We start from the raw sequence: 13888 nt of genomic DNA, 5'->3' as shown, positions 1-13888 counted from the left end.
GAACATCCGGCGGCGCCAAGGGCGAGACCTGCCGCTAGCAGGATCGCAAAGTTGCGGGGTTTCATAGATGTTTCCCTCCTGGACTGCCCCCGACTACGAGGCTCAAGATCTGGTACGGGCTTCGCGAACCGGTTGGGAGCAACATATAGAGGTGGACATATGACAGCAAGAGTTAGGCGTGCATGATGCAAAAAAGTGACAGTGGCAGCGACCTTGTTGCTGCTGCAATGTGACCTTGACGTCACGCCGGTCGAACAGGCTGGTCGCGCACCCGGGCGGGCGCCGTGGAACCGCGCACGACCAGCTCGGGCTCGAAGAGCAGCTCCTCCGCGGTCACCGAACCGCCCTCGATCTGGCTCACCAGCAGCGTCACCGCCGTCCTGCCGATGGCCTCGATCGGCTGGCGGACGGTCGTGAGCGGCGGGTTCGTGCAGTTCATGAACGACGAGTCGTCGTACCCGACCACCGAGACGTCCTCGGGCACCGACAGGCCGAGACGCCGGACCGCGCGCAGGACGCCGAGCGCCATCACGTCGCTGGCGCAGATGATGCCGGTGATGCCGTTCTTGATCAGGCGGGTGGCGACCGCCTGGCCGCCTTCCAGGGAGAACAGGCTGCGTTCGATCGAGTCGGGCCCCAGGTCAAGGCCCGCCCGGCGGGCCTCCGCCTCGAACGCGGCGAGCTTGCGCCGGGAGGGCACGTGGTCCTCCGGGCCGAGCACCATGCCCACGCGCGTGTGCCCGAGCGAGGTCAGGTGGCCGAACGCCTGTTCCACGGCGACGGCGTCGTCGGTCGCCAGGCAGGGGAAGCTCAGCTCGCTGATCGCCGCGTTCACGAGAACGGCCGGCAGTCGCAGGTCGAGCAGCCGGAAGTAGTGCTCGTGGGGCGCGTCGGCCTCCATGTAGTGGCCGCCGGCGAACACCACGCCCGAGACGTGCTGTTCCAGCAGCATCTCGACGTAATCCGCCTCAGACAGGCCGCCGGCGGTACGGGTGCACAGCACGGGCGTGAAACCGCGCTGGGCCAGGGCGCCGCCCACCACCTCGGCGAGCGCCGGGAAGATCGGGTTGCCGAGTTCCGGCAGCACGAGGCCGACGAGGCGGGCGCGCTCGCCCCGCAACTGCGTCGGCCGCTCGTACCCGAGCACGTCGAGCGCGGTGAGCACGGCCGCGCGGGTTGCGTCGGAGACTCCCGGTTTGCCGTTGAGCACCCGGCTTACGGTGGCCTCGCTGACTCCGACCTTCTTCGCGACCTCGGCGAGTCGACGTGTGGTCGACCGTGCGGTCGCATTGTCGCTTGTCACGCCCGCAAATATACGGCATAACCGTGCAAACAGTTTGCGACTTGTGGTCGGATGATTCACAGCGCCTCTTGACGAACCCGCCCGGCTGTGTCTCCAATCCATGGATGTCGTGATGCAGTCGTTACCTTGCGTGTTTCCGTCGAAACATTGCAGTTATGGGGCCGTCATCTTAAGGTGTGGGCAGTTCCGCAGGACGAACGACGCCCGCGCCTCCTCGGCCGCGGCGCGCCGGACCGGGTTCTCGGGGACGGGAGGACGCGCCTGTCCCCGAGGCCCTCGGCGCCCCCGGAGGAGCCGCGGAACGCGGACGGGTGAGGCGTCGGCGGCCGCTCTGCCCGGGAGGGGACAGCCGCGAGCCGCGGGGTCGAGTGACGTCGATGCGATCCGGGAGAGCGTGCTCATGGGATGAGCGGCGAGACGCCGGCCGGGGATGTGGCCGTGTGCGCGGAAAACAGTCTCGTGCGGCACTCGGGGGAGCGGCGGATCTGGCAGCCTATGGGCGTGGTCCCCGCCATCGAGAGGTCCCCATGACGATCGAGTACGGTACGCGTCCCGCCTTTCCGTCCGAGGTCCGGCTGAGTGGGCTTGGGCTGGTTCTGCGGGAGTGGACCGAGGACGATATTCCGGTCATGTCTGAGTTGTTCGACGATCCGGACGTGGCGTACTGGACGCCGCTGGCGAGCCCGTTCGATCTCGGCGCGGCGCGGCGGTACATCGAGGTGGCCCGGCGATCGCGGACGGCGGGGGAGCGGCTCAACCTGGCGATCACCACGGACGGGGGCGAGGCCAAGGGCGAGATCCTGCTGAGCCGGGTGGGCTGGGGCGCGGGTACGGGCAGTATCGGCTACGCCGTCGGCGCCGCCCACCGGGGGCGGCGGCTGGCGGTGCGCGCCGTCCAGGTGATGGTGGAGTACGCCCACTCCTCGGCCGGGCTCACCCACGTGTACCTGGAGATCGAGAACGAGAACGAGGCCAGCGTGCGCGTCGCCCGCGCGGCCGGTTTCGGGCTCACGGACGCCCCGCCCACGGTCCTCGAGGAGAAGGGCCGGAGGCTGAGCCTGCGCACCTGGGCCCACACCGGCGCCTGACGAGTACGCGTCGGTCCCCGCCGGACATTGGCCGCATGAAAGCGCCCGGGCCGTGGCCCAGGTGGGCGCAGGCGGGGGGAGCGGTGTTGGTCAGTGTGGCTGGTCCTCCACGTGGAACGAGATTCCGCCCTGGTCGTCGATGTTGGCGTCCAGGGACTTGTCCTCGAGCACGGTCGCGGCCACGGGGTCGAGGTAGACCTTGGCGCCTTCGCTCTCGACCACCTTGTCGGAGCTCTCGGGCCCTTCCGCGACGGAGAGCATCAGCGAGCCCGCGTCGTCGCCCTGGGACGAGATGCGGATGCCCTTGTCGGTCGACTCGGACTGGGCGTTGAGGTCCCGGATCACCTTGGCGGCGGTGTCTGTCAGCGTGAGCATTGCGTCTCCTCGCCAGGGTTGACGTGTTCCAACAGTTCCGCCTTTGCCTCCCCTGAGGTCAATAAACCGTTTTGTCGGGTTCCGTGGGTCGAATTCTCGCTAAGGACCCTTGACGCCGCGTTGGCGTGACCTCCGGCCCCCGGCCCCCGAGGTGCTCGTGAGGCCGCACGGGGACGGCGTGATCGGGTCCATGGTGACCGCCGGATGAACGGGGTGTTCATCTTCGGCGACACACCCCGCGTCTGGCCGCGAAGGCATGGCGCGCCCCCGCACGGAGGGTCATAGTGGAGGCGCGGGACGTAACCGGATCCCTGTCCCGCACCGGAGGGGCGGGAGCGGTGATGGTCGTCGTCGGCACGTGGAACCTGGAGAACCTGTACCGTCCGGGCGGTGAGTTCGGACCGCGCGACGAGACGGCCTACAAGGCCAAGATCAAGGCCCTCGCCGCCACGATCAACGGCTTCGCGCCCGACGTGCTCGGCGTCCAGGAGGTCGGCCATCCCGCGGCGCTGACCGACCTGACCGACGCGATCGGCGGCGAATGGCACGTCGCGCTCTCGCGCCACCCCGACGCCCGGGGCATCCGCGTCGGCGTGATCAGCAGGTTGCCGCTCACGGTCGCCCGCGAGGTGAGCGCGTTCACCGCGCCGCTGGCGGCCGTCCAGCACGACGACGCCGGCCCCGGCACCGACCAGACCAGCCGCGGCATGCTCGCCGTCCAGGTCGAACCCACCCCCGGCACGACGCTGGACGTCGCCGTCTGCCATCTGAAGTCCAAGCTGCTCAGCTTCCCCGGGGGCAGGTTCGCCGCCCGTGACGAGGGCGAGCGCGCCAGGTACGGGGCGTACGCGCTGTACCGGCGGGCGGCGGAGGCGACGACGCTGCGCGGCCTCGCCGACTCGCTGGTCGCCGGGCACGGGCAGGAGCGTGCGGTGGTCGTGGTCGGCGACTTCAACGACGAGCCGCAGGCCGCCACCACCCAGATCGTGCTCGGGCCGCCCGGGTCCGAACTCGGCACGCCGGGCGCGCTCCGCCCGGACAAGGGTGACGCCTATCGTCTGTGGAACCTCGCCACGCGGATCATGCCGGAGAACGAGCGGTACTCACGGGTCCACAACGGCAAGGGTGAGCTGATCGACCACATTCTGGTGAGCCGGGCGCTGATCGAGCGGGTCGACGGGATGCGGTCCGTGGTCGGCCACGGCCTGCCGTCGGTCACCGAGGACCCGAAGGTCCGCCGCGACGCCGCCGACTCCGACCACGCCCCCCTCTTCGCCCGCCTCCGCCTCTGACGCGGCCGCGCCTTCCGCGGCACGCACGCGATCAGGCCGGCGGCCCGCGTCTCGAGCGCCCCGTTCATCGCCAGGCTGTCATGAACGGGGCGCGTTCGAGGCGCGGGCCGGAATCCGGGAGGCGCGTGTCAGCGCCAGGTGTCGTTTCTGGTCGTGGTGCCGGTGGAGGGGGTGGTGAAGGCGCGGTTGGGGTCGCTTTCCCAGGTGACCGAGCCGTCGGAGTTCTTCTTGATGTACTTGTACTGGATCGCGGTGTTCGCCGGCAGGTTCACCGTGGCCCGCCAGATCGGGTACGTCGCCGACGACAGCGGCACGGCGCTCGCGGGAGCCCAGGACCCCAGCTCGGGCACGTTGCCGACGACGAAGACGTTCTGCCCCCAGGCGGTGGTCACGTCGGCGTTGAAGGACGTCGCGATCGACGTGGACGGGGGCGGCGTGCCGCCGACGCGGATGGCGACGGCCGCCTTGGGCGGGACGGTCACGGTCGCCGTGCCGCCCGAGCCGACGGTCACGGTGCCGCCGCCGGTCAGGTTGGCGTACGTCCCCGCGGCCAGGCCGGTGGCGAACGTGCCGGTGTAGGAGCCGTTGCCGTTGTTGATGGCCACCCAGCCCGTGGAACCCCGGCTGAAGGCGATCACGCTGGAGCTCGGCGCGCTCCAGTTGGCCACGGACGTGCCCCTGACCGCGTTGTGGAAGCCCACCATGCCGCTGATCGCGGAGTCGCGGTGCAGGCAGGTCCAGCCGGAGCAGTTCGCGGCGGTCACGTAGCCGTTGCCGTCCGAGGGCGGGGAGGCGTCGTTGTCGGTGAAGGTGAAGCCGTCGTAGATCTGCGGCGTCCCGTGGTTCCAGGCGAGCTGGAAGATGTTGGCCAGGGTGTAGGTCGCGCCGCTCTTGTAGGTGAGGGTCGAGCCGTCGCGCTCGGTGTCGTGGTTGGTGACGAAGGTGACGGCCTTGGCGCTCGGCTGCATTCCGCCCCACGAGGCGCCGAAGGTCTGCAGCTCGGAGATGTCGCCCTCGAACTTCTGCTTCAGGTACCGCCCGTACTGGAAGTCCATCACGTCGCCGAGGCCGGTGTACTGGCTCGGCTGCACGGCCTCCCCGGCGCCGTAGATCACCTCCTGGAAGATGTACGGCGACCCGTTGACCTGGGCGTAGATCGCCGACAGGTCCGCGGGGCTCATGTGCTTGACCGCGTCCACGCGGAACCCGTCCACGCCGAGCGAGATCAGGTCGTTGAGGTAGGCGGCGATGCGGGAGCGCACGTAGCTCGCGCCGGTGTCGAGGTCGGCGAGCCCGACCAGCTCGCAGCGCTGGACGTTGCCGGCGCTGCCCGCGTAGTCGGCGTCGTGGATGGTGTTGTCGGAGTTGCCGCAGGCGGCCGGGTAGTAGTGGAAGTCGGCGGACGAGTACGTGCCGGGGTAGGTGTACTTGCTGAAGCTCTTGCCGCCGTAGGACGTCGCGCCCTGGCCGGTCATGTGGTTGATGACGGCGTCGGCGTACACCTTGACCCCGGCGGAGTGGCAGGCCTGCACCATGGCCTGGAAGCGGGCCCGGTTGCCGAGGCGGCCGGCGATGTCGTAGGCGGCGGGCTGGTAGAGCTCCCACCAGGAGTGGACGCCGGACCGCTTCAGCGAGTCCTGCGGCGGCGAGACCTGCACGCCGCCGTACCCGGCCGGGCCGAGGACGTTGGTGCACTCGGCCGACACCGAGTCCCAGGTCCAGGTGAAGAGGTTGGCGATCACGTCCTTGGAGCCCGGCGGGGCGGCCTGCGCGGGCGAGGCCGTCAGCGGGACGGCGAGCAGCGCGAGCAGGCAGGAGAGGACGGTGGCGAGGGCGAGCGGGGGGCGGGATTTGCGTGATGTGTGGGATCTCATGGGGGTGCCTCCGGTTCGGATGGATGCGATCCCTGGGCCCGGGCCGGGCGCTCATGGCACCCGGCCCGGCGTGGCCTCCCTGGAGGAGACGCTAGGAGCGGACGAAGACCGCCACCGTGCGGGCGGGGACGGTCAGCGTCCCGGTCGGGGAGTCGAAGGCGGACCGCTTGACGACCGGGTCGCCACCGGCCGCCTGGACGGGGTGCAGCGTCACCTGGGCGCCCGCGAGCGCGGGCACCGTCTGGGTCTGCTGCCGCGGGGTCGCGTTGAACACGACGGTGATCGACTTCCAGCGCGGGTCGACGCCGGAGGAGTCCAGGTGCATGGTCAGGACGCCGGGAGTCTCGCCCGCGCCGCTCGTGGGGAACGACAGCCGCTTCTGCACCTCGGCCAGGGAGCCGAGCGAGAAGGCGGGCGACGACGAACGGATCTTCAGCAGCTCGCCCGCCCGGCCCCGGGCCGCGCCGATGTCCGCGCAGCCGGGCTTGAGCGCCGGGTCGGCGAGCAGCGGCTTGGCGTACGCCCACTTGGAGCCGTTGTCGGCCGCCGGTGGGAGCCCGGCGCCGAAGCCGTTGCCCGCCGCGCAGTCCCACAGCAGCCGGTTGAACCAGTCGCCGGAGTCGTAGGAGTTGCGGTCCAGCGACTTCGACCGCAGCCGCTCGCTGCCGGCGTGCAGGAACGCGGTGCCCTGGGACAGCAGGACGGAGGCCAGCGACAGCGACTGCATGCGCACGCGGTCGGCCATCGCCGTGTCCTTCGGCAGCTTGTACGCCAGCGCGTCGAACAGCGTCTCGTTGTCGTGGGCGTCGGCGTAGGTCACGGCCTCGCCTGGCGCGGCGGTGTACCCGGCCGGCGAGCCGTTGTAGTCGACCTCCGAGCCCTTCACCTCCGAGCCCGAGGACGCCGTGAACCGGTAGTCGCGCAGGTTGCCGGCCAGCCCCACCTTGATCAGGTCCTGGTAGTGGAGCAGGCGGGCCCGCTGCTGCTCTGCGGTGCCGTTGGCGGGCGAGCCGTTCGGGGCGTCGGCCAGGCCCGAGCCGAAGCCCTGCACGCGCGGGTCGGCGTCGAACGGGCCGCCGCCGCGCACGGCGTCGCGCAGCCGGTCGTTGAAGGTGCCGACGCCGGTGCCCGCCATGTTGGCCTGGGTGGCCTGGACGAAGCGGGCGTCGTTCGCGACCTCGCCGAAGTTCCACCCCTCGCCGTACAGGATGATCGACTTGCCGTCCACGCCGTCGCGGGCGAGGGTCAGCTTGTCGAGGGCGGCCCGCACGGCCAGGATGTTCGCCTTCGGGTGGTGGCCCATCAGGTCGAAGCGGAACCCGTCCACCTTGTACTGCTTCGCCCACGTGACGATGGAGTCGACGACGAGCCTGCCCATCATGTCGTGCTCGGGCGCGGTGTTCGCGCAGCAGGTCGACGTCGCCACCGTGCCGTCGTCCAGCAGCCGGTGGTAGTAGCCGGGGACGATCCGGTCGAGCACCGACTTCGGGTCCTGCCCGGAGGCGAAGGTGTGGTTGTAGACGACGTCCATGACCACGCGCAGCCCGGCGCCGTTCAGCCCGGCCACCATCGACCGGAACTCCTCCACCCGCCGCGACCCGTCGGGGTCGGTCGCGTACGACCCCTCGGGCACGGTGTAGTGCACGGGGTCGTACCCCCAGTTGAAGGAGTCCTTGGCGGCGGTCTTCGCCACGCAGGCCTGCTGCTCCTCGGAGTCGGCGGGCATCGCGGCCAGGTCGCACGACGGTTCGGTGCGGTCGGCCCTGCGCTCGGGGACGCTGCCGATGTCGAAGGCCGGCAGCAGGTGCACGTGCGTCAGCCCGTCGGCGGCCAGGGACCGCAGCTCGCGCATGCCCGCCGACTCGCGGGTGAACGCCTTGTACGTCCCCCGCTCGGCGGCCGGGACGGACGCGTCCGAGGCGGAGAAGTCGCGCACGTGCAGCTCGTAGATCGACGCCCGCTCCGGGGGCACGGCCCGGGGCTTGCGCAGGGACGTCCAGCCTGCCGGCCGCAGGTCGCGGTCGGACAGGTCCACGAGGTGGCTGCGCACGGAGTCGGCCGCGAGCGACACGCTGTAGGGGTCGGTCACCTCGTTGGTCACGACCTTCCCGGCGGCCGGCGCGAACACCGTGACGAGGAAGGTGTAGTAGCGGCCCTTCCAGGCGGGCGTGCCGTGCACCGACCACACGCCGGTCGCGTCGTCGCGCCGCATCGGGTGGACGGTCCGCGCGGCGCCGGACGGGCCGTCGTAGAGGGCCAGCTCCACCGTCCGCGCGGTCGGCGCCCAGACCGAGATCGCCGGCGAGGACGACGGCCATACGGGGCCGAGCTCGGCCGAGCCCGCCTTGGCGTACACGTCGTCCAGCACGCCGGGGATCTGCACGCCGGTCGCCGTGAGCAGCGCGCCCGCCGCGTCCCGCTCGACCGCGACCACCTGGCCGCGCAGCGCCGTCCTGACCAGGTCGGCGTCGCGCGGGTCCACCTTGAGCGCGGCGTACGAGGCCAGGTGGGGCCACTTGGCCTTCTGCGCGTCGGTCAGCCCGCCGCCCGGCAGCAGCCGGATCAGATGGACGTCCCCGGTCAGGTCGCCCTTCTCGTACGCGAGGTCGCCCTTCCCGGAGAACGCCAGCGCGTAGTGCAGCGCCGCCGAGGGCGTGACGTCCCAGGCCACGGTGTCGCGGTCGATCCAGTGCGCCCGCGCCTTGGACAGGTCGGCGTCCGCGCCTCGCGCCGGGGGCTGCGGCAGCAGGTACCCCTCGGTGGCGGCCAGGCGCCAGGCCTCGTGGCCGGTCGTGGTCAGGTCGAGCGACTGGTCGGACGGCAGGTCTTTCTCGTCGCCCTTGTGGATGATGTAGCTCAGGCCGGTCGCCCCCTCCGCCAGCGGCACCCGGAAGTACACGCCGAAACCGTCCTGGCCCGCCGGCCGCAGGGGCGCCGCCCACTCGGTCGGGGTGGCCGCGCCGGTCCAGACGTGCAGTCCCCAGCCCTCGTAGTTCCCGTCCGGGCGGTGGTAATGCAGGATCGCGACGTTCTCGGCCGCGGCCCGGGTCGGGAAGATCCGCGAGTCGCCCGAGTTCACGTACACGTCGGGCCGCGCCGCCGGGATGAACGACTGGTCGGGGCCGGGGTCCTTGGTGTCGCCCTTGTGCGCGATGTAGTTCAGCGGGACGGCCGCGTCCTTGAGCGGGATCTTCCAGAACGCGCCGTAGGAGTCGGTGCCGTCCGGCGGGCGCGGAGTCGCCCAGTCGGTGCCCGCGCCGTCGGCCAGGGCGTCGCCCCACAGGTGCAGGCCCCAGCCGTCGTAGTCGCCGTCCGGGCGGTGGTAGTGGACGGTCGCGTAGCCCTGGGCCGCCGCGCGCGAGGGGTACACGTCCGGCTTGCCCTCGGACAGCCAGATCTCGCCGGTGCGCTGGGGGTTGACCAGGCGGTCGCCGCCGTCCTTCTCGTCCCCCTTGTGGGTGATGATCCCGACGCTCGCCGCGCCGGGTTTGAGCTTGATCCAGGCGAACCGGCCGTAGGCGTCCTCGCCGGTGAGCGGCAGCGGCGAGCCCCAGTCGGTGGGCCGCTCGACGTCGCCCCACACGTGCAGGCCCCAGCCGTCGTAGTCGGCGCGCTTGTAGTGGACGACCAGCCAGTCGCGCTTCACCGCGCCCGGGTCCTCGGGGGCGGGCGGCGCCGCGACGGTGACCGTCTCGGCGGCGGAGGCCAGGCGGCCCGCGGAGTCCTTGACGACCGCCTTGTAGGTGATCCGTGTCCCGGCGGCGATGCCGGTGAGGTCGTGGAACACGCGGAACGTCCGGTTCGCGCCGGTGGGCGCGTCGTCGGTGCCGAGCACCTTCCACCCGCCGTCGCCGACCTTGGCGGCGAAGGTGACCTGGTCGAAGCCCGCGCCGGGCACGGTCGCCGTGACCGGGATCCGCGGGTCGGCGGCCGTTCCCCTCACCTCCGCGCCGGGCAGCGCGATCGAGACGGCGGGCGCCGCCGCGGGTGCCGCGATCTTGGACGAGGCGCGGTAGACCACGGCCGCCAGCGGCGGCACGGTCACCGTGAGCGTGCGGTCGGCCGCCGAGGTCACGGCCGCGGCGGCGTCGCCGTACACGTTGGCGAAGGCCATGCCGGAGGAGTACGTCGGGACGGCCGCGGTCGCCGCAGTCTCGGCGTTGTTCACCGCGACGACGTACTCGACCCGCTCCTTGGCGCCGATACGGCTGAACGCGTACAGGCCGTCCTTGGCCAGGCGCTCGACCTGCGCGCCGTCCGCCAGCGCGGGGTGGGCGTCGCGCAGCTTCGCCAGCGCCGAAATGCCCTGGTACAGCGGGTGGGTGGTGACGAAGTTGTCCTGCGCGTGGGTGGCCGTCGTGCCGATCAGGTCGTCGGTCAGGTAGCTCTGCGTCCTGGACGCGAACATGGTCTGGCGGGCGTCCTTGTCGCCGCCCTTGCCGGTGAAGCCCTGCTCGTCGCCGTAGTAGACCACCGGCTGGCCGCGCGTGAGGTACATCAGCTCGTGGGCGAGCAGGTCGCGCCGCAGCAGCTCGGCGTCCGAGGCGCCCGGGTTGTCCTGTGACACGAACCTGCCGATGCGGCCCATGTCGTGGTTGCCGAGGAAGGTGGGCAGCGAGTACGCGTTGTCCTCGGCGCTGGTGTGGTAGTCGTCCCCGGCGTACAGCTGGGCGAGCCTGGACGCGCCCGCCGTGCCGCCGCCGAACGACCGCGCCGCCTCCTGGAACGGGAAGTCCAGCGTGGCGTCCATGCCGCCGCGCGTGGAGTACCGGCTGGTCAGGGACGGGTCGCCGGAGTAGACCTCGCCGAACATGAAGAACCGCTCGTTGCCGAGCCTGGCCGCGTAGCCGTGCAGCGCCGGGCTGAACCGCTGCCAGAACTCCATGTTGACGTGCTTGGCCGTGTCGATCCTGAACCCGTCGATGCCGGTCTCGCGGACCCACGTCTTGTAGATGTCGATCATGCCCTTGACGACCTCGGGACGCTCGGTCCACAGGTCGTCCAGGCCCGAGAAGTCGCCGTACTCGTCGTTCTCGCCGCCGCTGAAGCTGGAGTCGCCCCGATTGTGGTACATCGTCGGGTCGTTCAGCCAGGCCGGCGTCTTGACGCCCTTGGCGGCCACCGGCGTGTACGGGAACGACTCGGCGTCGACCTTGGGGAAGGCGTCCCCGCTCGCGTAGGCGCGGTCGTCGAAGGGCCTGCCGTCGACGTCGACGTACGGGTACGCGCCCTTGGACCGATAGGAGTAGGTCTTCTCCTTGTAGTCCACGACGTCGGCGGTGTGGTTGGTGATGATGTCGAAGAAGACCTTCATCCCGCGCTTGTGCGCCTCGCGGACGAGCTGCTTCATCTGCGCGTTCGTGCCGAGGTGCGGGTCGATCGAGGTGAAGTCGGTGATCCAGTAGCCGTGGTACCCGGCGGACACGTCGGCCCCGGAACCCTGCACGGGGCGGTTCTTGAACGCGGGCGTCAGCCAGATCGCCGTGCTGCCGAGGCCCTTGATGTAGTCCAGCTCGCCGAGGAGCCCGGCGAGGTCGCCGCCCTGGTAGAAGCCCTTGTCGGTGGGGTCGAAGCCGGTGGCGAGCCGGTCGCCGGACAGGCCGCCCCGGTCGTTGCCGGGGTCGCCGTTGGCGAAGCGGTCGGTCATCGCGAAGTAGAAGCGTTCGCGCGTCAGGTCGGCGCGGGCCGAGTCGCGGGCGAGGTCCCCGTCGGACGGCTCGGACGTGCGGCTGAGCGCCGAGACCAGCGGTTTCGCGTCCGCCCGCGGGGAGGTCGCGGAGGCCGGGGCCGTCGCGGCGGAGGCGGGGGAGAGGGGGGTGACGGCGGCGAGAGGGGGCGCGCACAGGGCCACGCCGAGCAGAATCACGGCCGCGAGGCGGCCGGTCCCGGACGTGGACGGCCTTCTCGCGAGCCGTGGGGGGAGTGGCCAGACCACCAGGGGCCTCCACGGGTTGGTGTATTTCACGGGTGTTGCCCGGAAATTACTCACAACCCCCGATCTATGCAATGCCTTACTGAAATTTCCAGCAAATATCCAATCGGCATGCTTCGAGGATCACGGGGGCCGGTGTCGCTGGCAGGTGGTCACACCGGCGGGTGATTTACTGGCCACGGATGGTGAAGATTTCGGGCCGCTCAAAAGCGGATTACCTGCTGGTCCCTCTATCAGATGCGAACTAAAATGCTATATGTCTTCTTTGGTGGGATAAATGGCGATTTGGGGCTTTGGCGGCAGCCGCTGGTCCTCAAGGCGTGGCGTCCGCCGCCGTGCCGCAGACGTTCCCCGCGGCGCGCGGTGCCGGGAACGTCCGGCTCCGGCCCCTTCTGCGCCCTCCACCGCTGCCGCTCCGGCGCGCCGCCCCGCCCGTACTGCGCGTTCCGCCGCCCCCGGTGACCGGTGGGGGCTCAGTCCGCCCCGGCGGGCTTGGACGGGCGCGCGTCCGGCGGGATCCGTACCGCGATCTCCCCGCCCAGGCGGGCGCCCGCCGAGAGGATCAGCTCGTCGCCGCTCCAGAACCGCCCCGGGTCGTACCAGTTGAGCTTGCGCCCGCCGGGCAGCAGCCCCATGTCCTCGTACGTCGCGGCCACGACCTCCGCGCAGTACGCCGTCTCCAGCGCGGCGGGCGACGCGCCCCGGCGCAGCAGCGGCACCCGCCCGCGCAGCCAGCGGCCGGCCAGGCCCGCGGTGGACGGGAACGCCGTGCCGTCCAGCCGCGCGATCGTCCGCAGCAGCGCGTCCTCCATCTCGCGCGTGACGGCCGGGTCGAGCTGCCGCAGCCACGCCCGCTGACCGTACTTCGTGGCCCACACGACCACCGCGTCCCGCAGGTCGTGCAACTGCACGCCGCGCTGGTGGGTGCCCGTCCACATGTCCGGCAGCGACCTGCCGAGCTCGGCGTGCCACATCAGTGGCGGCAGGTCCTCGATCACCACCGACATGCCGACGTGGTTGACCGGGCTGTTGGTCGTCATCTGGATGGCGCGATCGGGAACCGTCCGCCCCCGGAACAGCCAGACGTCGCCGGTACGCGTGAGTTCGATCGCCTCGTCCAGGCCGATGCTCTCGCGGGTCATGCCTGTAGCCTAGGCACATGCGCTGGTGGAAGGTACTCGGACTGGCTGCTTTCGCGGGCGTCGCGGCGACCGGCGTGGTGATAGCCCGCGCCGAACGCCGCCGCCGCGCCTACACCCCGGAGCAGATCCGCACCCGCCTCCGCGAACGCCACGCCGAGGCCACCCGTGCCCTCCCGGACGGGCGATGAACGTCCGGCGGATATGGAATGCCGCCGCGCCGGGCACGCGCGACCTCTGAGGTCATCTCGCCGGAGCCGGCCCCTCGGGCGCGGGAGGCGGCGGCTGCGGAATGGGGTCCGGCGCCCGGCCGATGGTGATGGGGCCGGTGAAATCGTGGCCCTGGAAAGCGGGTCCGTGTACTGAACCGCTGATGACGTTGTGGACGGTGCCGCCTTCCCTCTTCGAGGTCGTTCGCACGGGGGCCGCGGGGGCCTTGTCGGGGGTCTTCCCGGAGGGGGTGGGCGGGGGTGGTTCGGTGGGGCGTCTCATGGTGTGCCAGGTCAGGGCCAGGGCGGTGAGGCCGGTCAGCGCGCTGAGGACACTCGCCAGTTTGTCGGCATTATCTAGACCTATCACGATGAAATACACCGTCAGGCAGATCAGGGCGAACGCCGTGGAAAGCGCGGCGATGCGCGTGGCGGCCGACGCGCGATGACGCTTCATCCGCCGATTGTCACCCGGACCTGGAGCATCCGTATAGGCCGCCGGTTTATGGCCGCCCGTTATTACGCACCGCGAGTCGCCCACCTATCCCTTTTTGCCGATAAGCAACTGGAATCGCACGATCTTTGCAAATCCGCGGTGCTGAATTACGATTGCGGGGCCAGCCGGAGCCGAGGCGACGTGGGGCGGCGAGTGGGGTGCCTGCGGGGGCGAAGGCGG

9 protein-coding genes are annotated in these 13888 nt (G+C 71.0%); 3 read left to right on the top strand and 6 right to left on the bottom strand.

Annotation, left to right across the window (positions count from 1 at the left end; translation table 11 throughout):
- Positions 1-241: 241 nt before the first annotated feature.
- Positions 242-1303 (bottom strand): LacI family DNA-binding transcriptional regulator, encoded by a 1062-nt coding sequence (locus AB0H21_RS37290; protein ID WP_358526257.1) that lies wholly within the window; start codon positions 1301-1303, stop codon positions 242-244.
- A gap of 527 nt (positions 1304-1830) precedes the next feature.
- Between AB0H21_RS37290 and AB0H21_RS37285 the strand changes: the two genes are divergently transcribed.
- Positions 1831-2391 (top strand): GNAT family N-acetyltransferase, encoded by a 561-nt coding sequence (locus AB0H21_RS37285; protein WP_358526255.1) that lies wholly within the window; start codon positions 1831-1833, stop codon positions 2389-2391.
- Between the two features lie 90 nt (positions 2392-2481).
- Here the strand turns inward: AB0H21_RS37285 and AB0H21_RS37280 are convergent, their stop codons facing one another.
- Positions 2482-2766, bottom strand: a complete 285-nt coding sequence (locus AB0H21_RS37280) for an iron-sulfur cluster biosynthesis family protein (protein WP_358526253.1) — start codon at positions 2764-2766, stop codon at positions 2482-2484.
- A 341-nt stretch (positions 2767-3107) separates the two neighbouring features.
- On the opposite strand from AB0H21_RS37280, the gene AB0H21_RS37275 reads away from it, so the two are divergent.
- Positions 3108-4058, top strand: coding sequence for an endonuclease/exonuclease/phosphatase family protein (locus AB0H21_RS37275; protein WP_358526370.1), 951 nt, complete (start codon positions 3108-3110; stop codon positions 4056-4058).
- 128 nt (positions 4059-4186) lie between these two features.
- Here AB0H21_RS37275 and AB0H21_RS37270 read toward each other — a convergent pair whose 3' ends face one another.
- From AB0H21_RS37270 to AB0H21_RS37260, 3 genes are all read right to left on the bottom strand, one after another.
- Positions 4187-5932 (bottom strand): carbohydrate-binding module family 20 domain-containing protein, encoded by a 1746-nt coding sequence (locus AB0H21_RS37270; RefSeq protein WP_358526251.1) that lies wholly within the window; start codon positions 5930-5932, stop codon positions 4187-4189.
- Between the two features lie 91 nt (positions 5933-6023).
- Positions 6024-11867, bottom strand: coding sequence for a pullulanase-type alpha-1,6-glucosidase (pulA, locus tag AB0H21_RS37265; RefSeq protein ID WP_358526249.1), 5844 nt, complete (start codon positions 11865-11867; stop codon positions 6024-6026).
- A gap of 470 nt (positions 11868-12337) precedes the next feature.
- A complete protein-coding gene (locus AB0H21_RS37260; RefSeq protein WP_358526247.1) occupies positions 12338-13006 on the bottom strand; it encodes a hypothetical protein in 669 nt (222 codons plus the stop codon).
- Positions 13007-13023: 17 nt separating this feature from the next.
- On the opposite strand from AB0H21_RS37260, the gene AB0H21_RS37255 reads away from it, so the two are divergent.
- A complete protein-coding gene (locus AB0H21_RS37255) occupies positions 13024-13194 on the top strand; it encodes a hypothetical protein (RefSeq protein WP_358526374.1) in 171 nt (56 codons plus the stop codon).
- Positions 13195-13246: 52 nt separating this feature from the next.
- Here the strand turns inward: AB0H21_RS37255 and AB0H21_RS37250 are convergent, their stop codons facing one another.
- Positions 13247-13669: a hypothetical protein gene (locus AB0H21_RS37250; RefSeq protein WP_358526245.1), complete on the bottom strand. Its 423-nt coding sequence runs from the start codon at positions 13667-13669 to the stop codon at positions 13247-13249.
- Positions 13670-13888 lie beyond the last annotated feature (219 nt).

Origin of the sequence: Sphaerisporangium sp. NPDC051011 (assembly GCF_040653595.1) — a bacterium.
GTDB lineage: Bacteria > Actinomycetota > Actinomycetes > Streptosporangiales > Streptosporangiaceae > Sphaerisporangium.
This window is presented reverse-complemented; position numbering and strand designations above follow the sequence as displayed.

What these genes read in the sequence shown, in the direction of transcription:
- AB0H21_RS37285 (WP_358526255.1), top strand. Translation starts at nt 1,831, where the DNA reads ATGACGATCGAGTACGGTACGCGTCCCGCCTTTCCGTCCGAGGTCCGG.
- AB0H21_RS37280 (WP_358526253.1), bottom strand. Translation starts at nt 2,766, where the DNA reads ATGCTCACGCTGACAGACACCGCCGCCAAGGTGATCCGGGACCTCAAC.
- AB0H21_RS37275 (WP_358526370.1), top strand. Translation starts at nt 3,108, where the DNA reads ATGGTCGTCGTCGGCACGTGGAACCTGGAGAACCTGTACCGTCCGGGC.
- AB0H21_RS37270 (WP_358526251.1), bottom strand. Translation starts at nt 5,932, where the DNA reads ATGAGATCCCACACATCACGCAAATCCCGCCCCCCGCTCGCCCTCGCC.
- AB0H21_RS37260 (WP_358526247.1), bottom strand. Translation starts at nt 13,006, where the DNA reads ATGACCCGCGAGAGCATCGGCCTGGACGAGGCGATCGAACTCACGCGT.
- AB0H21_RS37255 (WP_358526374.1), top strand. Translation starts at nt 13,024, where the DNA reads ATGCGCTGGTGGAAGGTACTCGGACTGGCTGCTTTCGCGGGCGTCGCG.
- AB0H21_RS37250 (WP_358526245.1), bottom strand. Translation starts at nt 13,669, where the DNA reads ATGAAGCGTCATCGCGCGTCGGCCGCCACGCGCATCGCCGCGCTTTCC.